Genomic DNA, 21538 nt, shown 5'->3' on the forward strand with positions numbered 1-21538 from the left:
CCGGGCATGCAGGACGGTGTCGCCGTACGGCTCGCGCCGTTGCTGACCAGGATCATGCTGGGCCCGGACCACGCCCCCGACGACCCGCAGTCCGCCGCCGCCGAGCTGCCGGTGCGGGTGCGGGCCTGGGACGGCAGTTCGATCGGCCCGGCCACGGCCCCGGCGTTCGTGATCCGGCACCGCCGGGCGCTGCGCCGGCTGCTGTGGAAGCCCGGCGAGATGGGCCTGGTCCGCGCCTACGTGGCCGGTGATCTGGACATCGAGGGCGACATCTTCGCCGCGCTGGGCGCGGTGCAGGCGGTGATGCGGCACGGCGACGAGCCGATCCGGCTGAGCAGCGACGACAAGCGGGAGATCGTCCGCACCGCGGTGATGCTGGGCGCGGTGGGTCCCGAGCCCAAGCCGCCGCCGGAGGAGTTCCCGGCCGGGCAGGGCGGCGACCGGGCCGGGCCGTTCGGCGAGTCGGCGGAGTTCTTCCGGCTGCTGCTGGGCGACAGCATGGCCTACAGCTGCGGCGACTGGGACGGCGCCCACGACCTGGAGGAGGCCCAGCGCGCCATGCGCGAGGCGGTCACCGAACGGCTGGGCCTGTTCCCCGGCGCCCGGGTGCTGGACCTGAACTGCGGCTGGGGCGCGTTCGCCTTCCACGCCGCGCGCAAGGAGTCGGTGCGGGTGGTGGGGCTGACCCGCTCCCGCGCCCAGGCCGACCACGTCCGGGAACGGGCCGCCGAGACGGGGCTGGCCGACCGGGTGGAGCCGCGGCTGGGGGACCTGTCCGCGGCCGGGGACGGGCCGTACGACGCGATCGTGGGCCTGGGCGGGGCGGAGCTGGGCGGCGGGATCGGCTCGTCGGGGCTGCCCGCCGGCCGGCTGCACGAGCTGCTGGCCCCCGGCGGGCGGCTGCTGGTGCAGCAGACGCTGCGCCGTCCCGGCCCGCACCAGGTCCGCCGCACGTTCACCACCAGCTACATGTTCCCCGAGGACGGCGAGCTGCGGCCGCTGGGCGAGGTGGTCTCGCTGCTGGAGCAGTCCGGGCTGGAGGTCCGGCAGATCACCGCGCTGCGCGAGCACTACGCCCGCACCCTGCGGTCGTGGGCGGCCAACCTGCGCCGGCACTGGACCGAGTGCGGGGAGCTGGCCACCCCCGGCCGGGCCCGGGTGTGGCTGCTGTACCTGGCCGCCTCCGCGCTGGCGTGCGAGAGCGGCCGGATCGGGGTGCACGAGATCCACGCGGTGCGCCGGGACCGCGACGGCCGGGCCGGGGACTCGGTGGTGGACGCGCTGGCGGCGCGCCCCGGCGGACGCTGAGCGGCGCGGGAAATTTGTGGGGAAGTGCCGGAGTTCGGGAAATATTCGGTCCTGGAAAGGGCAAAAGCCGGGCTCGGTCCAATACGGGAGTGCCTTATTTTCCCGCCGGTTTCGATAGGCTGGCGCCGCCCCCGTGGCCCAACGGGAGAGGCAGGCCCCCTAAAAGGGCCTTCGGTGTCGGTTCGAATCCGACCGGGGGCACTGAATCGGTCTTCGCGCCCTTTTCGGGCGCTTGCGGACGGCGGCGCCGCCCGAGGGCGTCCGGTATCGATACCGACCCGTCATGATCGCCGGGAACGCCGGGACGGGTCCCCACGTCTACACTGGTCGAAGGAACGTGTAGTTCGGAGGCCAGCGATGCAGAGCCACAACCCCGCTTTCCGGAGCGACCGCTTCGGGCAGCAGATGGCCGGCGGCGCAGGGTACGCGCCGGGGCCGCAGCAGGTACAGGACATGTACGGCCGGCCGGCTCACACGCCCCCGGTGCAGCGCACGATGACCATCGACGACGTGGTGGTCAAGGGCTTCCTGGCGCTCGGCACGCTGATGCTGGCCGGCGCGCTGACCTGGGCGCTGCTGCCGCTGCCGACCGCGCTGACGGTCGGCCTGGTCGCCTTCGTGCTCCAGTTCGGCCTGTGGGCGTTCATCACCTTCACGCAGAAGGCCAACGCGCCGTTGGTGCTGACCTTCTCCGCGTTGTACGGCGTCGGCGTCGGCGCGATCAGCAGCTACTACGAGAACCTCTACAACGGCATCGTCTTCCAGGCGGTGATCGGCACCGCGCTGGCGTTCGGCGGCACGCTGGCGGTGCACTCGCTGCGCATCATCCGGATGACGCCCAAGCTGGCCCGGTTCGTCATCGCCGCCGGATTCGCGATGATGGGCCTGATGCTGGTGAACCTGCTGCTCGCCGTGTTCACCGACACCGACCTGGGCATCCGTGACAACGGCCCGCTGGGCATCACCTTCAGCGTGGTGGCCATCCTGCTGGGCTGCTTCTTCCTGCTGCTGGACTTCGACATGGTCGAGCAGGGCGTCCGCGCCGGGGCCCCGGAGAAGTTCGCCTGGTACTGCGCGTTCGGCCTGGTGCTCAGCCTGGTCTGGATCTACCTGGAGCTGCTGCGCCTGCTGTCGTACTTCCGCGAGTAGCCGGAAGCCGGCCGCACGCGAAAGCGGCCCCCGCCGGGCACGGCGGGGGCCGCTTCGACGTTCGCGGGCCGTCAGTAGTGGCGGAGCCGGCGGGTGCGCTCGTGCTCACGGACGATCGCCGCGGCGTAACCGCGGGACAGCCCGTGCTCGTCGGCCAGCCAGTGCGACCGTTCCTCGCAGCGGAGGAACGACGGTCCGTTCTCGATCGTCTCGAACCACTCGGGAAGGTCACGTCCCGTGACCTGGGGGATGCGCGCGAGGAGCTTGGAGTGCGTTTCCGGCGAGTGGTTCAGTGACATCGGCACCTCCAGTGGCGGGCTCTTGTGCCGACAATGCAACAGGGACGGCTCGGTGACAACCCCCTAACGGGGACCTATCCAACACGTAACGTAGATCATTTGCCGTGGACGGCGAGCGGCCCGCCTCCCGAGGGGGCGGGCCGCGATCGAAAACGGGGTCAGCTCAGCCGCTCGACGATCATCGCCATGCCCTGGCCGCCGCCGACGCACATGGTCTCCAGCCCGAACTGCTTGTCGTGGAAGCGCAGGCTGTTGACCAGCGTGGAGGTGATCCGGGCGCCGGTCATGCCGAACGGGTGGCCGACCGCGATGGCGCCGCCGTTGACGTTCAGCTTGTCCATGTCGACGCCGAGGTCCTCGGCCGACGGCAGCACCTGGGCGGCGAACGCCTCGTTGATCTCCACCAGGTCGATGTCGTCGATGGTCATCCCGGCCTTGGCCAGCGCCCGCCGGGACGCCTCCACCGGGCCCAGCCCCATGATCTCCGGGGACAGCCCGGACACGCCGGTGGACACGATCCGGGCCAGCGGGGTGATGCCCAGCTCGGCGGCCTTGGTGTCGCTCATGATGACCACCGCGGCGGCGCCGTCGTTGAGCGGGCAGCAGTTGCCGGCGGTGACCGTGCCGTCCGGCCGGAACACCGGCTGGAGCTGGCTGACCTTCTCGTAGGTGGTGCCGGGCCGCGGGCCGTCGTCCTTGGACACGACGGTGCCGTCGGGCAGCGTCACCGGGGTGATGTCGGTCTCCCAGAACCCGTTGGCCAGCGCCTTCTCGGCCAGGTTCTGCGAGCGCACGCCGAACTCGTCCTGCGCCTGGCGGGAGACCCCGCGCAGCGAGGCGACGTTCTCGGCGGTCTGGCCCATCGCGATGTAGACGTCGGGCAGCCTGCCGTCCTCGCGCGGGTCGCGCCAGACCCCGGCGCCGCCCTCGGCGGCCTTGGCGGTGCGCTCCTTGGCCTCGTTGAACAGGGGGTTCTCGGTGTCCGGCAGGCCGTCGCTGCTGCCCTTGGCGAACCGGCTGACGGTCTCCACCCCGGCGGAGACGATCACGTCGGCCTCGCCGGCCTTGATGGCGTGCAGCGCCATCCGGGTGGTCTGCAGCGAGGAGGAGCAGTACCGGGTGACGGTCGCGCCGGGCACCTGGTCCCAGCCCAGCAGCACCGCGACCACGCGGGCCATGTTGTAGCCCTGCTCGCCGCCCGGCAGGCCGCAGCCCAGCAGCAGGTCGTCGATGTCGTCCGGGCTCAGCTGCGGGACCTTGGCCATCGCGGCGGTGACCATCTGGGCGGTGAGGTCGTCCGGACGCATGTCCTTCAGCGACCCCTTGAACGCGCGTCCGATCGGCGACCGGGCGGTCGAGACGATGACGGCCTCGGGCATGTGGGTCTCCCTCTTCGTCGGCGACCGGTGTTACTCGCCGGTCATATACCGCAACTTAGCCGTTGCGCCCCGGCCGGCACATCCCGGGGTGCGGCCTTGTGCGCGTTCCCTCGGCCCCGATGCGCCGACCTGGTCAGCCGTACATGCCCGGCATCGTTCCGGTGGTGTCGCGCACGGCGTGCAGCATTCCCTGTTCGTCCCGCCATACCCGCCAGCCGTCGGTCGCGCCGGTGTACCAGCCCGGCGGCGGGCCCGGGTCCGCCGCCTTCCGGCCGGTGCCCAGGTCGTAGGCGCACAGCGGGGCGACCGGGAAGAACCCGTGCTGCCCCTCGATCCGCAACTGGGCCGGGTCGACCGTGCAGAACGACCAGGCCAGCACGCCGCGCGCCGGGACCCGGCCGCCGCCGCGCAGGTCCGCCGCCCCGCCGGGACCGCCCAGCGCCAGGAACCCCAGCCGGGACAGGTCGGCGGGGAACGCCAGCCACCACGCCGACCCGGGGGCCCGCTCCGCCGGAACCCGCCCCAGCGTCCGGCCGGTCCGCGGGTCGAGGCGCGCGAAGTCCCCGTACCGGCCGCGGCCGTCCACCGCCCGGGTGAGCGGCGCCACCGCCGGGCTGGGGCTGGGATAGACGCGCAGCAGGCCCCGGCGCGTCCACACCGGCCGCCCGTCGTGCGTCCGCAGCCCGAAGAAGCCGAACGCCGACAGCGGCCGGCCCGCCCGTTCGGCGTAGGGGGCCAGATAGCCCACGATCATGTCGCCGGTCGCGGCGAACGCCCAGCCGCCCGCCAGGTTGACGCCCCGGCCCACCGCCCGCTCGACGGGGAACGTCCACAGCACCCGGCCGGTGCGCAGGTCCCGGCTCTCCAGCACCGGCCGCCGGGTCAGCCGGAAGACCACCACGCGCCGCCCGGTGGCCGCCACCACCTCCGCGATCCCCGGGATCCGCCACAGCGGGCGGCCGGTGGCATGGTCCAGGGCCACGAACCTGGGATCGTGACGGGCGGTGGACTCCGCCAGGCACACGTGCGGGCCGCACCGCGCCGGGCCGAACGTCGAGTCCACCGGCCGGGACCAGCGCTGCGCGCCGGTCCGCGCGTCCCGTACCACCAGCGCCGCCCGCCATCGGCCGGACCGGCGCGGCTCCAGGGCCGCCACCACAGGCGCGGCGGGCGGCCCGGCCACCGCGGGCGGCTGCACGCCCAGACCCGGCGGCCGCCCCGCCATGGTGGCCGGGCGCGACCAGCGGCGGTTCCCGGTGGCCAGGTCGTACACGGCGGTCTCCAGCGCCCCGTCGGGCCGCAGCGCGGTCACCGCGGTGACACCGCTCCCGCTCATCGGCCGGCTCACCGCGTTCACCGACGGGTCCGACCAGCGCGGGACGGGCGTGACCGTGGCGGGCGGGCCGGGTGTTCCGGAGCAGCCGGACGCCATCAGGGCCGCACCGGCGAGCATGGCGGAGAGTGTCCGTGGCGATGCGGACGGTGGCCGATGCTGGGCGTGCCTCGGCATGGGCGGACTCCAGGGGGTGCTGACGGAGCGTGCGGGGCGTGGAGTGTGCGGTTTTGTCGGGACGGGCGGCGGACGGGACGGACCCGCCCGGCCGTCAGACGGCGCCCGCCGGACCCGGCGCGACCTCGGCCGCCGGGCCGTCCGGCTCGTCGTCGGCCGGCGCGCCGCGGCGCCGCAGCAGGGTGACCCAGCGGCCCCGGGGACCGCGTTCGCGGCCCTCCACCCGGGTGCCGGCCACCTCCGTGCCGGGCTCCTCGGCGGCCTCGGCCGCCGCGAGGTAGACGGGGAGGACACCGACGCCGCGCCCGGGTTCGGGCTCCAGCTCGGGTTCGGGCTCCAGACCCAGCGCGGCCGCCATCGACGGTAGCAGCGCCATGGCCGCCGCGGCGTAACCTCGCGCAGACGGATGGTAACGATCGGAGGAGAACATCTCCCGCGGGTCGGCGGCGAACTCCCGGCCCAGCAGGTCGCCCAGCGACACCGTCCGGCCGCCCCGCTCGACCACCGCGATCGTCTGCGCGGCGGCCAGCTGCCGGCTGGCGCGCCGCGCGATCCACCGCAGCGGCTGCATCAGCGGCTCGACCGAGCCCAGGTCCGGGCAGGTGCCGACGACCACCTTGCAGCCGGTGGCCAGCAGCCGGCGCACCGCGTTGTCCAGATGCCGCACCGAGGTCGCCGGGGGGATCCGGGCGGTCACGTCGTTGGCCCCGATCATGATCACCGCGATGTCCGGACGGGCCGTCAGCGCCTGGGTGACCTGCCCTTCCAGCGCCTCGCTGCGCGATCCGGAACGCGCCACGTTGGTCAGCCGCACCGGTCGGCCGGCGATCGCCGACAGCCCGGTGGCCAGCAGCGCGCCGGGGGTCTCGTCGGGCCGGTGCACGCCCAGCCCGGCGGCGGTGGAGTCGCCCAGCACCGCGAACGAGATCGGCTCGCCCGGCAGCCGGGCCCCGTACACCCCGTCGGCCACCGGCGGATCGCCGTTCGGGGTGGCCTGGATGATCCGGCGGGCCATCTTGGCCTCCGCGACCAGCAGACCGAACGTCAACCCGCCCAACGCCGTGATCCCACCGCCGCCGTACACCGCCGCCGTCGCGATCCGCCGTGCCGTGCGCGCCCTCAGCATCGCTCACCCGCCCCGTTCCCCGCCGTGTCGTCACGCGGTGTGATCAGTGTGTGGAGGTCCGATCCCCCCGAACGCCGTCGTCGGATACCGTCTGGTTAGAGAATTTATCCGACGATGCGTCGTTGCAGCTCTGTTGAACACGAGTGCAATGAGAGCGCGACGCACATTCGCGGCAGGAATCCGACAAGGACGTCGATCGTGCGTGTACATGACTCGCTGACCGAGCTGATGGGCGACACCCCGCTCGTTCGGCTGCGCAAGGTGACCGAGGGACTGGCCCCACAGGTGCTGGCCAAGGTCGAGTACTTCAATCCCGGCGGCTCGGTGAAGGACCGCATCGCGGTCCGGATGGTCGAAGCCGCCGAGCGGGACGGCAGGCTCCGGCCCGGCGGCACCATCGTCGAGCCGACCAGCGGGAACACCGGGGTGGGCCTGGCGATCGTGGCGCAGGAGCGCGGCTACCGCTGCGTGTTCGTCTGCCCCGACAAGGTGGCCCAGGACAAGATCGACGTGTTGCGGGCGTACGGCGCCGAGGTGGTGGTCTGCCCCACCGCCGTCGCCCCCGACCACCCCGACTCCTACTACTCGGTGTCGGACCGGCTGGCCGCCGAGATCCCCGGGGCCTGGAAGCCCGACCAGTACTCCAACCCCGACAACCCCCGTTCGCACTACGAGACCACCGGCCCGGAGATCTGGGAGCAGACCGAGGGCCGCATCACCCACTTCGTGGCGGGCATCGGCACCGGCGGCACCATCAGCGGCACCGGCCGCTACCTCAAGGAGGTCTCCGGCGGCCGGGTGAAGATCATCGGCGCCGACCCCGAGGGCTCGGTCTACTCCGGCGGCAGCGGCCGCCCCTACCTGGTCGAGGGCGTCGGCGAGGACATCTGGCCGGCCACCTACGACCGGACGATCTGCGACGAGGTCATCGCGATCTCCGACAAGGACTCGTTCACCATGACCCGGCGGCTGGCCCGCGAGGAGGCCCTGCTGGTCGGCGGGTCCTGCGGGATGGCGGTGGTGGCGGCCCTGGACGTGGCCCGCCGTGCCGAGCCCGACGCCGTCGTCGTGGTGCTGCTGCCCGACGGCGGACGCGGCTACCTGTCCAAGATCTTCAACGACGACTGGATGGCCAGCTACGGCTTCCTGTCCGCGCCCACCGAGGAGGCGACCGTCCGCGAGGTGCTGGCCGGCAAGAACTCCGGCCTGCCCGCGTTCGTCCACGTCCACCCGTACGAGACGGTGGAGACGGCCATCGGGATCATGCGCGAGTACGGCGTCTCCCAGCTCCCCGTCATGAAGGAGGAGCCGCCCGTCATGGCCGCCGAGGTGGTCGGCGCCATCCGTGAGAAGGACCTGCTCACCGCGCTGGTCGGCGGCCACGCCAAGCTCCCCGACCGGGTCGAGGAGCACATGGCCGAGCCCCTGCCGATGATCGGCGCGGGCGATCCGGTCAGCAAGGCCGTCGCCGTCCTGGAGAAGTCCGGCGCCGTCGTCGTCCTGGACGACGGCAAGCCCACCGGCCTGCTCACCCGTCAGGACATCCTCAGCCACCTGGCGAGCTGACCGGACGCGTCCCGCCGCCCGAGTGGAACGGGCACGTCCGTTCCACTCGGGCGGGTCGGGGTGCGTCGGCGTCCGCGACCGCGGCGCCTGCGGTGGATCTGCGGGAGCGGCGCCCCGGTGATCGCGGTCGCCCCCGGCCCGGGGCCGGAGTCATCGCGGGCGGCGTGCGGCCAGCCCGTCCAGCAGGCACTGCAGGGCGAACTCGAACCGCCGCACGCTCTCGCGTTCCACGTCGATCTCGCGGGTCGCGGCCATCCGGCGGGCCAGCAGCGGATGGCGTTCGGACACCCGGCGCAGGTGGTCGGCGGCCTGCTCGGCCCAGCCGGTCCCGGTGTCCCTCATCCGCGCCAGCGCGTCCCGCCAGGAGATCTCGGCGATGACCGCGCCGACCACGTGATCGTTGAGCGCCGCCATCGCGGCGTCCAGGTCGGCGTCGGCGAAACCGGCCCGCGCCAGCAGCCCCAGCCCGGTCTCGGCCAGCGCCAGCGCGTTCGGCCCCAGGTTGGGGCGGACGGCCAGTTCCGGCAGCACCCACCGGTGGCGCAGCAGCATCGCGCGCTGGGAGCGCGCCAGGTCGCCGAGGGCGCGCCGCCAGTCCGGCTCCTCGGGGTCGGCCCGCACCTCTCCCAGCACGTGGTCCAGCGCCAGTTCCAGCAGGTCGTCCTTGCCGTTCACGTACCAGTACAGCGAGCCCGCGGTCACTCCGAGATCGGCGGCGATCCGGCGCATCGACAGGCCCCGGTGGCCCTCGGCGTCCAGCACGGCGACGGCGGCGGCGACGATCCGGCCGCGGTCGAGCCGCCGGTCGCGCGGCGGGCGCTCGGGACGCAGCCACACCGATCCGGCGGAGGGGTCTGAGGTCGGCACGAAGGTCACCGTACCGGGGTTGACGCGGCTCGTTCGGCACTCCTATACAACGTTCAGGGTCATTGAACGATGTTTAAGGAGTGCCCATGTCCCCCTCCGCCGCCGTACGGGTCTTCCGGGCGAACGGGCCGCTGTCGGGCCGTGTGCACGTGACCGCGCTGGGCGCGGAGACCGCCGGACCGCCGGTGATCTTCGTGCACGGCTCCACCGCCTGGGGCGACGACCCGGTGTTCGGGTTCGCCGCGCAGCGCCCGCTGGCCGGCCGCTTCCGGTTGCTGCTGGTGGACCGGCGCGGGTACGGCGACAGCCCGGACGCCGGGGAGGCGTTCGCCGGTGACTATCTGGCCGACGCCGACGACATCGCCGAACTGCTCGGTGACGGGGCGCACCTGGTGGGCCACTCCTACGGCGGGGTGGGGGTGATGCTCGCGGCGGCCCGCCGCCCCGAGGCGGTGCGGTCGCTGACGCTGATCGAACCCGGCTGCTACCAGGCGGCGGCCGACGATCCGGCCGTGGCGGCGGCGTTGCGCGCCAACCGCGCCGCCTACGCCGACCTTCCGCAGATGACGCCCGAGCAGTGGCTGCGGGCCGTCGCCGGCTCGACCGGCATGCCGCCGCTGGAGCCGACCCCGCGGCGGCTGCGCGCCGTCTCCACCGCCATGCGCGAGCGCGTGTGCTGGGAGGCCGGGATCCCGCTGCCCGCCCTGAACGCCGCCGCGTTCCCCAAACTGGTCGTCTCCGGAACCTGGGAGACCGCCCCCGCCCCCTACCGGGAACACGGTGGAGTGCCGCTCATGGCCTGCGCCCGCATCACCGCCGACCGGATCGGCGCCCGCCACGTGTCCGTCCCCGGCGCCGCCCACTACCCCCACGTGGACGCCCCGGCCGAACTCAACGCCCTGCTCGCCGGCTTCTGGACCGCCGCCGTCCCCTGAACGGCCCCGGGTTGCTATGGCAGTTTGCTATAGTGCAACTTGCCATAGCTGGGAGGCGCGATGGGGCGATGGGATCTGGTCGGGACGACCGTGCTGGCGTTCCTGCTGCAACGGCCCCGGCATCCCTACCAGATGCACCGGTTCATCGTGGACACCCACAAGGACTACATCTCGGGCCTGCCGCGCAGCCTGTACCACGCCGTCGACCGCCTGGCCCGGGACGGGCTGATCGAGGCGGTGGGGACCGATCGGGAGGGCAGGGGGCCGGAGCGCACCATCTACCGGATCACCGACGAGGGCCGCGGCGAACTGGTGCACCGGCTGCGGCGGATGATGGAACGCCTCGACCCCGACACCAGCGCCATGTACACGGCGACCTCCCTGATCGGCGTCCTCCCGCCCGCCGAGGCCGCCCGTTACCTGCAGGCGCGTGCCGCCGCCCTGGAAGGGGCGGTCGCCGCCGCCGAGGCCGCCCTCGCGACGCTCGACCTGCCCAGGGTCCTGCTCCTGGAGACCGAGTACGCACGGGCCCTGCACACCGCCGAACTCGCCTGGGTGCGCGGCGTCCTGGAGGACCTGCGCTCGGGTGAGCTGAGCTGGCCCGACCCGTCGGCGGAGACACCCGGAGGGGAGGGCGGGGACTGAACCGGCCGCCGTCCCGGCGGGCAACGACCTCGAGGAGGACGAGATGTTCGAAGAAGCGGCCGTTCTGGAGTCGCTGGAGCGCCTGGTCGAGGCCTGGAACGACGGCGACGCCGCCGCCTACGCCGGGCTGTTCGTCGAGGACGCCGACTACATCACCTGGTCCGGCCAGAACATGACCGGCCGCGCCGCGATCGAGGCGGTCCACCGGGATCTGTTCGCGGGACCGGCCAGGGGATCGCGCCTGGCCATCCGGGACACCCCCAGGATCCGCTTCCTCACCTCGGACGTCGCGGTCGTCGTGACGTCCGGCGGCGGCGACCGGGACTCCGTGATCACCCTCACCGCGGTGCGCCAGGGGAAGGGCTGGCGCTTCGGCTCCTTCCAGAAGACCCTCCGCACTCCCGTTCCCGGCGTGGCGTCGTGAAGCCGCTCGCCGAGGCGACCGGCCACGTGGCGGCGCCCATCGCGGACGTGCGACGCAGGCTGCTCGAACTCCTGGAGGGCGCCCGAACGGAGGACGGGCTCATCGTGGTCCAGGGCGGCTGGTGGTACCGGGCCGAGTACCACCTGTCACCCGGGGACCAGGGCACCCGGGTGACCCTGCTGGTCTTCAACGCCGCCACCACCGCCCGCTGGGCCGTCCCCCTCGCCAACCGCTTCTTCGTCGGCTTCCAGGCCGAGGTGCACGACGGTTTCCAGAAACTGCTGCACACTCTCAACCCCTGACCGACCACCACCGTGAACACATCGGCGAACGCCTCGGGGGGCGCTCGCACTGCCTTTCGTTCCCTTTCCGCCGAGCCGGGAGCAACAGCCCGGTGAAGTCGTGGCCGCTCGCACTGGCCGAGAGCGGGTCGAAGGCTCTGGTTCTTTGCTAGGAAATCCGCTCCAACGGCTGGTCGACGAGCACCTCTCCGTCATTCGTGACCATGATTCTCTGATCCCTGACCTGGTACAGGTAGCTCCCGTCCTGTGCCATATAAGCTCCATTCTCGTACTGTGCGGGCAGCGTGATCGAGTTGCCGCTGACCCGGCCGGCCCCATGGTAATAAACCTGCCCGGTGGCGTCAGAGCACAGCGTGATCTCGAAGTCGGCGGAAAGATATGCCGCGATCAGTGTGCTCCCCGGGCCCGCGCCGGGCGGCAGTTCCGCCGCGACCGTCGACGGGCACGGGTCGGGAGCCGGCGCGGGCTCGCTCGGCTCCTCGGGTTCGTTCGGCGCCTCGGGTGAAGGGGTGGGCGTATGAATGCTCTTCGCCGCTCCTCGAGTGAGGGTGCACGAGGACAGCAGGTCGCCGGTTAACGCGAGCCGGTCGCCCTCGACCCTGAAGTCGACCACATGTGTGGTGTCGTCATCGGTGGTGACGACCATGGTCCTGCTGTCACGTCTGAACCAGCGAACCTCGTCCCCGTCCATGACGAGGGTCCCGTCATTGCGGAATTCGAGGTTCTCCGTCCCGGCGCAGTTACCGGTCCAGCTGCCGATGATGTCGTCGCCATTGCTCGAAGGCGACGGCGAAGGGGTGTTCCCGCCGGTCTCCACCGACACGCAGGCGGCCGTGAGGGCAAGTATCGTCATGACTATCGCCGCAACGGAGCTGGTGTGCGTCCGATGCGTGGGAACTGTGGTCCTCAACATCAGAAGCCCCCTTGTTGTCGACTGATCATGGGAGCGCAGGCGGATGCACCGCGACAGTTTCACGCTCCGCGACCCGGGGGTCCATATATGGCCACACTAGTCCATGAGGCTCGGCGCCTGGTCTAAGTCTTGTTGTGGGCGGATTTGAAACGTCTTTACTTCTGCCCTGGGCCGGGCCGTTCGATCTTCCCGGCCGCGCGGTGGGCCTGTCGTTCTCGTGCCGTCCTGTCGTCGGTCCGATCTCGACGTGAGGGGGCGGAGAAAGGGATGAGGGCCCGCGGGTGCGGGCCCTCATCGGTTGGGCGGGTCAGGTCACGGGGGCGGCTCCGGGCGTGGGCGGCTGGAAACGATCGCCCCCGTGACCTGACGTTCTAGTGCCGGGCCGCCGGCTCCTTGGTGAGGGAGGGGTCGCCGGGGGCCTGGTCCTTCTTGGGCTCGTCGGCGTGGCCGGGCCACCATGCCTTGTGGCCGAGCAGGGCGGTGATGCCCGGGACCAGGAAGATGGACATCACGAACGCCGACAGGGCGATGCCGAGGGCGATGGAGAAGCCCATCTGCTGGAGCATCGAGACCGGGGCCAGCAGCATCACCGAGAAGGTGCCGGCCAGGATCAGCCCGGCGGCGGCGACCGTCGGGCCGCCGTGCTCGACGGCCAGGGCGGCGGCCTTGCGCGGCTCGTTGCCCGCCCTGGCCTCCTCGCGCAGCCGGGCGGTCATCAGGATGTTGTAGTCGGTCCCGATGGCCAGCACGAACAGGTACAGCATGATCGGCAGATGGAAGATCTCCCCGGGCTTGTCCATCAGGCCCTGGAAGACGTACACCGCCGAGCCCAGGGTCGCGGCGAAGCCCAGCAGCACCGCCGGGACCAGGTAGATCGGGGCCACCACCGAGCGCAGCAGCGCCAGCAGGATCAGCGCGATCAGCACCCCGGCGACCGGCAGGATCACCGACAGGTCGCGGTTGACCACCCGGTTGATGTCGCCGTAGGCCGCGGTGGCGCCGCCGACCTTGACCTCGGTGCCCTGCGGGGCGATGTCGTGCACCGCCGGGCCCAGGTCGTCCTTGAGCAGGTTGATGGACTCGTTGCTGTTGGGGTTGCCGTCCAGGATCAGGTTGACCCGGCCGACCGTGGGGTCGGACTTGCTGATCTCGGCGGGCTGCACCGCGCCCACGCCCTCCAGCGACCTGGCCTGCTGCCCGAAGGCGTTCAGCTCGGCGGGGGTGAGCGGCTGCCCGTCGGTGGACCGCACGATCACCTCGACCGGGGTGGTCTGCCCGGCCGGGAAGCCCTTCTGCATGTCCTTGGTGGCCTGGGCGGACTCGGTGTCCTGCGGGAAGCTGGCCTGGAAGTCGTAGTCGGACTTGAAGCTGAACGCGCCCGCGGCCAGCGCCGCCAGCAGGGCGGCCGAGGCCAGCGCGACCACCGCGGGCCGCCTGCCGACCAGCGTGCCCAGCCGGCCCGCCATGGCGCCCCTGGGCTGCTTCTTCCACGACTTCGACGGCCAGAACACCGCGGTGCCCAGCAGCGACAGCAGCGCCGGGAACAGCGTGAGCGAGGTGATGCCCATCATCACCACGCCGATGGCCAGCGACGGACCCCAGGCGGAGAAGATCCCGAACGAGGCCAGCATCAGCACCAGGAAGGTCACCGCGATCGCCGCCGCCGCCGAGGTGATCACCTCGCCGACCCGCTCCACCGCGCTGATCAGGGCGGTCTTCTTGTCCTCGCCGGCGCGCAGCCGCTCCCGGTAGCGGAACAGCAGGAACAGGTAGTAGTCGGCGCCGACGCCGAACATCACCACGGTCAGGATGATCTGCAGGCTGTCGTCACCGGAGAAGTCCAGCACCTTGGACGCCGCGCCGATCAAGCCCATCGACACCTGCTCGGCGGCCATGATCACCAGGATCGGCAGCACCGCCGCCAGCGGCGCCCGGAAGATCAGCAGGATCAGTCCGATGATCAGTACGAACGTGGCGATGCTGACGATCGCGAAGGCCTGGGCGAAGGAGTCCTCGTTGTCCACCCAGGCGGCGATCTCACCGCCGACCTTGGCCTCCAGCCCGGAGCCCAGCGCCTTGGGCAGGTCGGTGCGGATGTCCTTGATCGCCTTGGACTGGGCCTTGGTCTCCTCCGTCCCGGCCGCCGTCTTCATCGGCACGGTGATCAGCTGGATCGACTTGTTGGGCGCCACCGCCTGCTCGTTGGTCACGAAGCCCTGGACGGTGGCGTACTTCTTGACGTTCGCCGTCATGGTCTGCGCGGCCTGCGCGATCTTCGCGCTGTCGGCCGGAGTGATCGGCCGTCCGTCGGCCCGCTGCACCACGATCAGCGCGTTCAGCTCGGCCTGTTGCGGGAACGCCCGCTGGGCGATCTCCATGGCCTGCACCGACTCGTACTTCGAGGGCAGGAACTCACTCTGGTCGGATTCGGTCTTCAGCTCGGGGGACAGCCCGATGATGGCGACGGCCGCGACCAGCCAGGCCGCTATCGTCCACCACGGGTGTCTTACGACGACGCGTGCCAGTGCAGCGAACATCCGCGCCTTCCTTGGAACATGGGATCTGTGTGATTACCCCCAAGACGGTACGGACCAGATCCTTCGGGCGATTCGGCCGCGGCGGGGAAATCGTCGCTGATACCTGCGGGGGATGCCCTCCTCCTCCAGGAGGGGCGCAGGGGCATTAGCCTCGTGTTTCATGGACAACGACGTTCACCGGGGATTCGAGACCCTGGCCATCCACGCGGGACAGGAACCCGACCCGACGACCGGCGCGGTGGTCCCCCCGATCTACCAGGTCTCCACCTACAAGCAGGACGGCGTGGGCGGCCTGCGCGGAGGATACGAGTACAGCCGGTCGGCCAACCCGACGCGCACGGCGCTGGAGGAGTGCCTGGCGGCGCTGGAGGGCGGCGTGCGGGGGCTGGCGTTCGCCTCCGGCCTGGCCGCCGAGGACGCGCTGCTGCGCACCGTCTGCGTGCCCGGCGACCACGTCATCGTGCCGAACGACGCCTACGGCGGCACCTACCGGCTGTTCGCCAAGGTGTACGAGCGGTGGGGCGTGGCCTACGACCCGGTGCCGCTGGCCGACCTCGACGCCGTCCGGGCGGCCGTGCGGCCGGAGACCAAGGCGATCTGGGTGGAGACGCCCACCAACCCGCTGCTGGGCATCGCCGACATCGAGGGGCTGGCCGCCGTCGCCCGCGACCACGGGGTGCTGCTGGTGGTCGACAACACGTTCGCCTCGCCGTACCTGCAGCGCCCGCTGACGCTGGGCGCGCACGTGGTGGTGCACTCCACCACCAAGTACCTGGGCGGTCACTCCGACGTGGTGGGCGGCGCGCTGGTGACCTCCGACGCCGAGCTGGGGGAGCGGCTGGCCTTCCACCAGAACGCGATGGGCGCGGTCGCCGGGCCGTTCGACTCCTGGCTGACGCTGCGCGGCATCAAGACGCTCGGTGTGCGGATGGACCGGCACTGCGCCAACGCCGCCGCCGTCGTGGACATGCTCACCGCCCACCCGGCGGTGCGCACCGTGCTGTACCCGGGGCTGCCCGGCCATCCGGGCCACGAGATCGCCGCCAAGCAGATGAAGGCGTTCGGCGGGATGGTCTCGTTCCGGATGGAGTCGGCCGAGGCGGCGCTGCGGGTGTGCGAGCGGACGAGGCTGTTCACCCTCGGCGAGTCGCTGGGCGGCGTGGAGTCGCTGATCGAGCATCCGGCCAGGATGACCCACGCGTCGGCGGCCGGGTCGCCGCTGGAGGTCCCCGACGACCTGGTCCGGCTGTCGGTCGGCATCGAGAGCGCCGAGGACCTGCTGGAGGACCTGCGGCAGGCGCTGGGCTGACCGGCGGGTTCGCGGGACAAGATCCATGCCGGCGCCCGGACATGTCAAAATCTCCGTTGGGTTTCCGCTCGGAGGTGGCATCGGTGCGCAAGGCGATGGTCTACGGAACGGCGCTGGCCGCGGTGACGCTGTCCGCCGCGGTCGTCCCGGCCGAGGCGGGCACGCGGCCGTCGCCGCCCGCGACCGCGCCGCCGTCCACGACCGCGCCGCCATCCGCCCGGCCGCCGGCCTCGGACGGCACCGTCACCGCACGGGCCGTCATGATCACCCCCGAGCTGCCGAACACCCGGACCTACGCCTACGGCCCCGCCGAGCGGCAGCGGCTGGACGCCTACTGGCACGACGCCGACCGGCGGCGCCCAGGCGTCCTGGTGGTGCACGGCGGCTACTGGCGGTCCGGTGACAAGTCCGACTGGAGGTACGCCGCCCGCAAGCTGGCCGGCCGCGGCTACGTGGTGTTCGCCGCCAACTACCGGCTCATCCCCGCCCGGTGGCCAGCGCAGCGCGCCGACCTGACCGCCGCGCTGGCCTACATCAAGCGGAACGCCCGCCGGTGGAACCTCGACCCGGACCGCATCGTGGTCGTCGGCTCCTCGGCGGGCGGTCACCTGGCCACCCAGCTCGGCACCCTGGGCGAGGGCGGCGCGCGGGTCCGCGGCGTCGTGGCGCTGTCCCCGGTGGTCTCCCTCGAGCGGGCCTACCACGACGGCGTGGTCCCGGGCGCCGACCGCCCGCGCCGCAGGCTCCGCCAGGCGGTGCGCGAACTGCTGGGCTGCGACCCGGAGGCGCCGGACGCCGACACCGCCTGCTTCGAACGGATGGAGGACGCCTCCCCCACCAGCCACGCCGGGACGGGGGACGCCCCGATGCTGCTGATGCACGGCGCGGACGAGTTCGTCCCGGCCGTGCACGGCAGGATGCTGGCCAGCGTGCTCAACTCCGCCGGGGTGCAGGCCACCGTGCAGGTCCTCCCGGGCAACGCGCACGGCGGGGCGCTGCTGCGCGACCCCGCCCGCTTCGACGCGATGGCCCGCTGGATCGACCGGACGGTCGGACGCTAGGCGCTCATCCGTTCCAGACCATCAGCACCAGGATCACCAGCCACAGCAGCGCGACCACACCCGAGATCGCGGCGATCCGGCCGCGCTCCACCTGCGCGACGTTCCCGGCCTCTGCGGCCGTCCCCTGCTCGGCCCCCTCATGGTGGGGCCGGGCGGCCTCCTCCGCCGCGACGGTGCGGTCCTCGGCGACGGCCACCTCCACCCGATGGATCGCCTTGCGCTGGTCGCGTTCCACGATCACCAGCAGCACCAGCGCGACGATGAACAACGTCATCGACGCCGACAGCCACACCTCGTCGAACCGCCCCCCGGCCAGGAACAGCCCGAACAGGAAGATCCCCAGCGCCCCCAGCCCGTAGATGCGGGTGGCGCGGTTCAGGTAGCGCAGCACCCGGGGGTCGCGCCGCCGGATGTAGCGGGGGGTGGCCATGGTCGCGGCGGTCAGCGGCCCCAGCGTGAAGATGGCGAACCCGATGTGCAGTATCAGCAGAAGGCGATCGGAGGTCGACATGGCCACGAACCTACCCTGTGGATCGCGCCCGTCCCGTCACTTTCCGCCACGTCGTATGCGCAGGTAGTCGCTGACCACGTACTCGCCGAGCCGGCCGGCGTCGGGGGCGAACACCCGGCCGCCGTTGCGCCGCGCCACCTCCTGCACGAACGACACCAGCCGGTGGTCGTCGGCCAGCATGAACACGTTGAGGGTGGCCCCCCGCCGGGTCATCTTGTCGATCTCCGCCAGGGTCAGCACCAGCGTCTCGTGCGACGGCGGATAGTCGAACAGCGAACGCCCGTCCGGCCGCAGATGGGCGGTCGGCTCACCGTCGGTGACCACCAGCACCACCGGCTCGAAGTCCGGATGCCGGTCCAGATGCCGCCCGGCGATCATCAGCGCGTGGTGCAGGTTGGTGCCCTGCACCATGTCCCAGTCCAGCCCCGCCATCTCGGTCGGGTGCAGCACCCGGGCGTAGTTGGAGAACCCGATGATCTGGACGGCGTCCTGCGGGTACTTGCTGGCCACCAGGGTGTGCAGGGCCAGCGCCGTCTGCTTGGCCGCCCCCCACGTGCCGCGCAGCACCATCGAGTACGACAGGTCCACCAGCAGGCACACCGCCGCCGCCGTGCGCCGTTCGGTCTCCAGCACCTCGAAGTCGTCCACGCTGAGCCGCACCGAACGGTCCCCGGCCGGCGCGGCGGCGTTCCGGCGGATGGCGTTGCTCACGGTGCGGACCACGTCCAGCGGCTGCTCGTCGCCGAACCGCCACTGGCGCGACGACCCGGTCAGCTCGCCGGCCTGCCCGGCGTCCCGCTGGTCGTGGTCACCGCGCCGGCCGCCGTCGATCTGCGCGAACACCCGGCGCAGCGCGGTCTCCCCGAGCCGCCGCACCGCCTTGGGCGTCAGCTCCAGCCGCCCGTTGCTGCGCTGCAGGTAGCCCTGGCGTTCCAGTTCCTTCTCAATGCGGCGCAGCTCGGCCAGGTCGTCGACGGCCTGCCGGCCCAGCGCCCGGCGGACCGCCTCCTCGTCGACGTCGTCGAGCCGGGCGCCCGGATAGTCCTGCGCCAGCGCCGCCTCCAGCTCGGCCAGGTCGGCCAGCTCCGCCAGCGCGGTGGTGGCGTCGCCCAGGCCCAGCGGGTCCTCCCCGGTCATCCGTTCCGGACGGCCCCAGCCCAGGTCGGGACGGCGGGCGCGGAGCGCGTCGCCCAGCCGGGTCATCTCCATCGCCAGCCCGGCGTCCTCCATGGCCTGCGCCATCAGCGCCGCCAGCTCCTCGCGCTGCTCGGGGCTCAGCGAGGCCATCAGCCGGTCCATCGCCGCCGCCCGCCGCGCCAGCGAGTCGACCAGCTCCTCCAGGTTCTGCGGGTCGTCGGGGAAGAAGTCCCCGTACTCGCGCATGAACTCGTCGAAGTCGGCCTGCGTGTGCTCGCCCCTGGCGTCGGCGTCGAGCATGTCGTTGAGCGCGGCCATCATGTCCTTGACCCGCTGCATCGCCTGCGGGTCCGGATCGGCCAGCGCCTGCCGCATGCCCTGGAACTGGGCGTCCAGCACCTCGCGCCGCAGCAGGTCCTTCAGCTCCTCGAAGGTGGCGCGGGCCGCGTCCGACCGCCAGTCGTAGTCCGACAGCCGCCGGACGGCCTGCGCGGTGTCGGCCGGCAGCGTGTCCAGCTCCGCCTCGCGCAGCCGGGCCTCGTCACCGGGGTCGGGGAACAGCTCGGCGCGCTCCTGCCCGATCGCGGTGTCCAGCAGCGCCCGCGCCTGCTCCAGCGTGCCGTCCAGCCGGCCCCGGTCGCGCAGCTCCCGGCGGCGCTGCCGGACCTGCCGCAGCAGGTCCTCCAGGCCGCGCCGGGCGCGCTGGCCGTCCTGCCCGGGCAGCCCCCGGCGCAGCAGCTCGCGCAGCGCCTCGCCGGGGGTGGTGCCCTCCAGCACCGAGTCGCCCATGGCGTCCAGCGCGGACCGGATGTCGTACGGCGGCGCCAGCGGATCCGGCCCGTCCTGGTAACGCCCGTAGCGATAACGACTCATGCCTACCCCCCGGTCGCCTGCGGCGCGCCCTGAGGCACCGGTCTTCCTCGTCGCGTGCTCGCTCGTTCCTCGCTCCGCGCGCTCCTCGTCAGACCGGCGCCGCGCGCCTCCGGCTCCCTCATCTCTCCCTACGTGCGGTAGGTGGCCGTCCCGCCCTGGCCGTCCGGCGTGACGTCCTTGGACAGCCTGCGGGTCAGGAACAGTCCCTCGAGCGCGAACTCCAGCGCGGCGGCGGCCTGCCCCGGCGACTCGCCGGACATCCCCAGCCGCTGCACGATCTTGGCCAGCCCGGGCACCTGCCCCACCCGGCGCAGCAGCTCGGCGGCCGGGACCAGCTCCCCGGACTCCACGACGGCGCCCTGGTCGAACTTGTCCAGCAGCCCCGACAGGTCGGCGCCGCCCAGCGTCCGGCGGAACGTCTCGGCGGTGGCCCGGCGCAGCAGGTGCTCCAGCACCTCCTGCTCGCGGCCCTCCTCGCTGACCTCGAACTCGACCTTGCCCATCAGCGTCGGCACCACGGCGGGCAGGTCGCACACCCGCGCCACCGCGTCCTGCTCGCCGGTCAGCGCCGCCCGCCGCACCGCGCCCGCGGCGACGGTCTCCGCCCCGGCGATGGCGAACCGGGCCGACACGCCCGACCGGGCGTCCACCGCGGTGGAGTCGCGGACCAGCCGGGTGAACCGGGCCATCACCTCCAGCAGGTGGTCGGGCACCTCGGCGCCCAGCTCGGCGACCGCGGCCTCCTGCCGGATCAGGTCCAGCTCGTCGTCCAGCGCCAGCGGGTAGTGGGTGCGGATCTCGGCGCCGAACCGGTCCTTGAGCGGGGTGATGATCCGGCCCCGGTTGGTGTAGTCCTCGGGGTTGGCGCTGGCCACCAGCAGCACGTCCAGCGGCAGCCGCAGCGCGTAGCCGCGGATCTGCACGTCCCGCTCCTCCAGCACGTTCAGCAGCGACACCTGGATCCGCTCGGCCAGGTCGGGCAGCTCGTTGATGGCGAAGATCCCCCGGTTGGTGCGCGGCACCAGCCCGAAGTGCACCGTCTCCGGGTCGCCCAGCGTGCGGCCCTCGGCCACCTTGATCGGGTCCACGTCGCCGATCAGGTCGCCGACGCTGGTGTCCGGGGTGGCCAGCTTCTCGCCGAACCGCTCGTCGCGGTGCCGCCAGGTCACCGGCAGCTCGTCGCCCAGCTCGGCGGCCAGCCGCCGGCAGCGCACGCACACCGGGGCGTACGGATGGTCGTTGATCTCGCAGCCCGCCACCACCGGGGTCCACTCGTCCAGCAGCCCCGCCAGGGTCCGGATCAGCCGGGTCTTGCCCTGGCCGCGCTCGCCGAGCAGCACCATGTCGTGACCGGCCAGCAGCGCCCGCTCCACGTGCGGCAGCACGGTGTCCTCGAACCCGACCATGCCGGGGAAACGGGGACGTCCGGACCGCAGCCGCTCCAGCAGGTTGTGCCTGATCTCGGCCTTGACCGAACGCTGGACGTGACCGTCGGCGCGCAGCGCGCCGACGGTGGTGTCGGCCGGCGCGGGTTCATTCGTAGTCAGGGACACGCGATCGACAGTACGTCGCCGATGGCCGGACTGCACCCGGTCGTGCCGATCGCGGACCCGGCCACACCCCGCCCGGTGGTTGGGTACCGGGCCCGCGGGCGGGGAGAATCGAGGCATGACCCGCTATCAGGGAC

At 72.4% G+C, this 21538-nt stretch carries 19 protein-coding genes and 1 tRNA gene; 10 read left to right on the plus strand and 10 right to left on the minus strand.

Annotation, left to right across the window (positions count from 1 at the left end):
* The first annotated feature begins 6 nt into the window (after positions 1–6).
* The 3 genes from HNR21_RS12275 (at position 7) to HNR21_RS12285 (ending at position 2457) form a co-directional block, all read left to right on the plus strand.
* The gene (locus HNR21_RS12275) at positions 7–1308 is read left to right on the plus strand and encodes a class I SAM-dependent methyltransferase (protein ID WP_182705295.1); all 1302 of its coding nucleotides are present in this window, start codon (positions 7–9) and stop codon (positions 1306–1308) included.
* Between the two features lie 127 nt (positions 1309–1435).
* A tRNA-Leu gene (locus HNR21_RS12280) sits at positions 1436–1509 on the plus strand.
* Positions 1510–1665: 156 nt separating this feature from the next.
* Complete coding sequence (locus HNR21_RS12285; RefSeq protein WP_119727303.1) at positions 1666–2457, plus strand: Bax inhibitor-1/YccA family protein; 792 nt, start codon at positions 1666–1668, stop codon at positions 2455–2457.
* Between the two features lie 71 nt (positions 2458–2528).
* Here the strand turns inward: HNR21_RS12285 and HNR21_RS12290 are convergent, their stop codons facing one another.
* From HNR21_RS12290 to HNR21_RS12305, 4 genes are all read right to left on the minus strand, one after another.
* Complete coding sequence (locus tag HNR21_RS12290; protein ID WP_119727304.1) at positions 2529–2756, minus strand: DUF4287 domain-containing protein; 228 nt, start codon at positions 2754–2756, stop codon at positions 2529–2531.
* A gap of 158 nt (positions 2757–2914) precedes the next feature.
* Positions 2915–4135: an acetyl-CoA C-acetyltransferase gene (locus tag HNR21_RS12295; RefSeq protein ID WP_182705296.1), complete on the minus strand. Its 1221-nt coding sequence runs from the start codon at positions 4133–4135 to the stop codon at positions 2915–2917.
* 133 nt (positions 4136–4268) lie between these two features.
* Entirely contained in the window at positions 4269–5588 is a 1320-nt protein-coding gene (locus HNR21_RS12300) for an outer membrane protein assembly factor BamB family protein (protein ID WP_246442116.1), read from the minus strand.
* A 151-nt stretch (positions 5589–5739) separates the two neighbouring features.
* Positions 5740–6771, minus strand: coding sequence for an SGNH/GDSL hydrolase family protein (locus HNR21_RS12305; protein ID WP_182705298.1), 1032 nt, complete (start codon positions 6769–6771; stop codon positions 5740–5742).
* Positions 6772–6969: 198 nt separating this feature from the next.
* Between HNR21_RS12305 and HNR21_RS12310 the strand changes: the two genes are divergently transcribed.
* Complete coding sequence (locus tag HNR21_RS12310; protein WP_119727308.1) at positions 6970–8337, plus strand: cystathionine beta-synthase; 1368 nt, start codon at positions 6970–6972, stop codon at positions 8335–8337.
* A gap of 150 nt (positions 8338–8487) precedes the next feature.
* Here the strand turns inward: HNR21_RS12310 and HNR21_RS12315 are convergent, their stop codons facing one another.
* Positions 8488–9204, minus strand: a complete 717-nt coding sequence (locus HNR21_RS12315) for a TetR/AcrR family transcriptional regulator (protein WP_182705299.1) — start codon at positions 9202–9204, stop codon at positions 8488–8490.
* An 86-nt stretch (positions 9205–9290) separates the two neighbouring features.
* Between HNR21_RS12315 and HNR21_RS12320 the strand changes: the two genes are divergently transcribed.
* The 4 genes from HNR21_RS12320 to HNR21_RS12335 are packed head-to-tail and all read left to right on the plus strand — an operon-like array spanning position 9291 to position 11510.
* Positions 9291–10139 carry an alpha/beta fold hydrolase gene (locus tag HNR21_RS12320; RefSeq protein WP_182705300.1) on the plus strand — a complete coding sequence of 283 codons (849 nt, stop codon included), beginning with the start codon at positions 9291–9293 and terminating at the stop codon, positions 10137–10139.
* A gap of 60 nt (positions 10140–10199) precedes the next feature.
* A complete protein-coding gene (locus HNR21_RS12325; RefSeq protein WP_182705301.1) occupies positions 10200–10784 on the plus strand; it encodes a PadR family transcriptional regulator in 585 nt (194 codons plus the stop codon).
* 43 nt (positions 10785–10827) lie between these two features.
* Positions 10828–11208, plus strand: a complete 381-nt coding sequence (locus HNR21_RS12330; protein ID WP_182705302.1) for an SgcJ/EcaC family oxidoreductase — start codon at positions 10828–10830, stop codon at positions 11206–11208.
* Positions 11205–11510 (plus strand): hypothetical protein, encoded by a 306-nt coding sequence (locus tag HNR21_RS12335; RefSeq protein ID WP_182705303.1) that lies wholly within the window; start codon positions 11205–11207, stop codon positions 11508–11510. The genes HNR21_RS12330 and HNR21_RS12335 overlap by 4 nt, the downstream gene beginning before the upstream one ends.
* Positions 11511–11658: 148 nt before the next feature.
* Here HNR21_RS12335 and HNR21_RS12340 read toward each other — a convergent pair whose 3' ends face one another.
* Complete coding sequence (locus tag HNR21_RS12340) at positions 11659–12333, minus strand: hypothetical protein (protein ID WP_220500137.1); 675 nt, start codon at positions 12331–12333, stop codon at positions 11659–11661.
* 461 nt (positions 12334–12794) lie between these two features.
* The gene (locus tag HNR21_RS12345; protein ID WP_182705305.1) at positions 12795–14960 is read right to left on the minus strand and encodes an MMPL family transporter; all 2166 of its coding nucleotides are present in this window, start codon (positions 14958–14960) and stop codon (positions 12795–12797) included.
* Positions 14961–15120: 160 nt separating this feature from the next.
* Here HNR21_RS12345 and HNR21_RS12350 point away from each other — a divergent pair, with 160 nt between their 5' ends.
* Together HNR21_RS12350 and HNR21_RS12355 are read left to right on the plus strand one after the other, a co-directional pair.
* Positions 15121–16269 carry a cystathionine gamma-synthase gene (locus tag HNR21_RS12350; RefSeq protein ID WP_182705306.1) on the plus strand — a complete coding sequence of 383 codons (1149 nt, stop codon included), beginning with the start codon at positions 15121–15123 and terminating at the stop codon, positions 16267–16269.
* 83 nt (positions 16270–16352) lie between these two features.
* Positions 16353–17330 carry an alpha/beta hydrolase gene (locus tag HNR21_RS12355; RefSeq protein ID WP_312881000.1) on the plus strand — a complete coding sequence of 326 codons (978 nt, stop codon included), beginning with the start codon at positions 16353–16355 and terminating at the stop codon, positions 17328–17330.
* A 4-nt stretch (positions 17331–17334) separates the two neighbouring features.
* On the opposite strand, the gene HNR21_RS12360 is transcribed toward HNR21_RS12355, so the two are convergent.
* The 3 genes from HNR21_RS12360 to HNR21_RS12370 all read right to left on the minus strand — a co-directional run bounded on the left by HNR21_RS12360 (position 17335) and on the right by HNR21_RS12370 (position 21398).
* Positions 17335–17841, minus strand: a complete 507-nt coding sequence (locus HNR21_RS12360; protein ID WP_182705307.1) for a hypothetical protein — start codon at positions 17839–17841, stop codon at positions 17335–17337.
* A gap of 36 nt (positions 17842–17877) precedes the next feature.
* A complete protein-coding gene (locus tag HNR21_RS12365; RefSeq protein ID WP_119727314.1) occupies positions 17878–19851 on the minus strand; it encodes a vWA domain-containing protein in 1974 nt (657 codons plus the stop codon).
* A gap of 128 nt (positions 19852–19979) precedes the next feature.
* Positions 19980–21398 carry a sigma 54-interacting transcriptional regulator gene (locus HNR21_RS12370; RefSeq protein ID WP_246443813.1) on the minus strand — a complete coding sequence of 473 codons (1419 nt, stop codon included), beginning with the start codon at positions 21396–21398 and terminating at the stop codon, positions 19980–19982.
* Between the last annotated feature and the right edge of the window lie 140 nt (positions 21399–21538).

It is taken from the genome of Thermomonospora cellulosilytica (assembly GCF_014138835.1).
GTDB classification, from domain to species: domain Bacteria; phylum Actinomycetota; class Actinomycetes; order Streptosporangiales; family Streptosporangiaceae; genus Thermomonospora; species Thermomonospora amylolytica.

Coding starts and splice junctions, on each gene's coding strand:
- HNR21_RS12290 (WP_119727304.1), bottom strand. CDS start 2,756: ATGTCACTGAACCACTCGCCGGAAACGCACTCCAAGCTCCTCGCGCGC.
- HNR21_RS12285 (WP_119727303.1), top strand. CDS start 1,666: ATGCAGAGCCACAACCCCGCTTTCCGGAGCGACCGCTTCGGGCAGCAG.
- HNR21_RS12330 (WP_182705302.1), top strand. CDS start 10,828: ATGTTCGAAGAAGCGGCCGTTCTGGAGTCGCTGGAGCGCCTGGTCGAG.
- HNR21_RS12320 (WP_182705300.1), top strand. CDS start 9,291: ATGTCCCCCTCCGCCGCCGTACGGGTCTTCCGGGCGAACGGGCCGCTG.
- HNR21_RS12275 (WP_182705295.1), top strand. CDS start 7: ATGCAGGACGGTGTCGCCGTACGGCTCGCGCCGTTGCTGACCAGGATC.
- HNR21_RS12300 (WP_246442116.1), bottom strand. CDS start 5,588: ATGCTCGCCGGTGCGGCCCTGATGGCGTCCGGCTGCTCCGGAACACCC.
- HNR21_RS12365 (WP_119727314.1), bottom strand. CDS start 19,851: ATGAGTCGTTATCGCTACGGGCGTTACCAGGACGGGCCGGATCCGCTG.
- HNR21_RS12360 (WP_182705307.1), bottom strand. CDS start 17,841: ATGTCGACCTCCGATCGCCTTCTGCTGATACTGCACATCGGGTTCGCC.
- HNR21_RS12345 (WP_182705305.1), bottom strand. CDS start 14,960: ATGTTCGCTGCACTGGCACGCGTCGTCGTAAGACACCCGTGGTGGACG.
- HNR21_RS12305 (WP_182705298.1), bottom strand. CDS start 6,771: ATGCTGAGGGCGCGCACGGCACGGCGGATCGCGACGGCGGCGGTGTAC.
- HNR21_RS12350 (WP_182705306.1), top strand. CDS start 15,121: ATGGACAACGACGTTCACCGGGGATTCGAGACCCTGGCCATCCACGCG.
- HNR21_RS12295 (WP_182705296.1), bottom strand. CDS start 4,135: ATGCCCGAGGCCGTCATCGTCTCGACCGCCCGGTCGCCGATCGGACGC.
- HNR21_RS12325 (WP_182705301.1), top strand. CDS start 10,200: ATGGGGCGATGGGATCTGGTCGGGACGACCGTGCTGGCGTTCCTGCTG.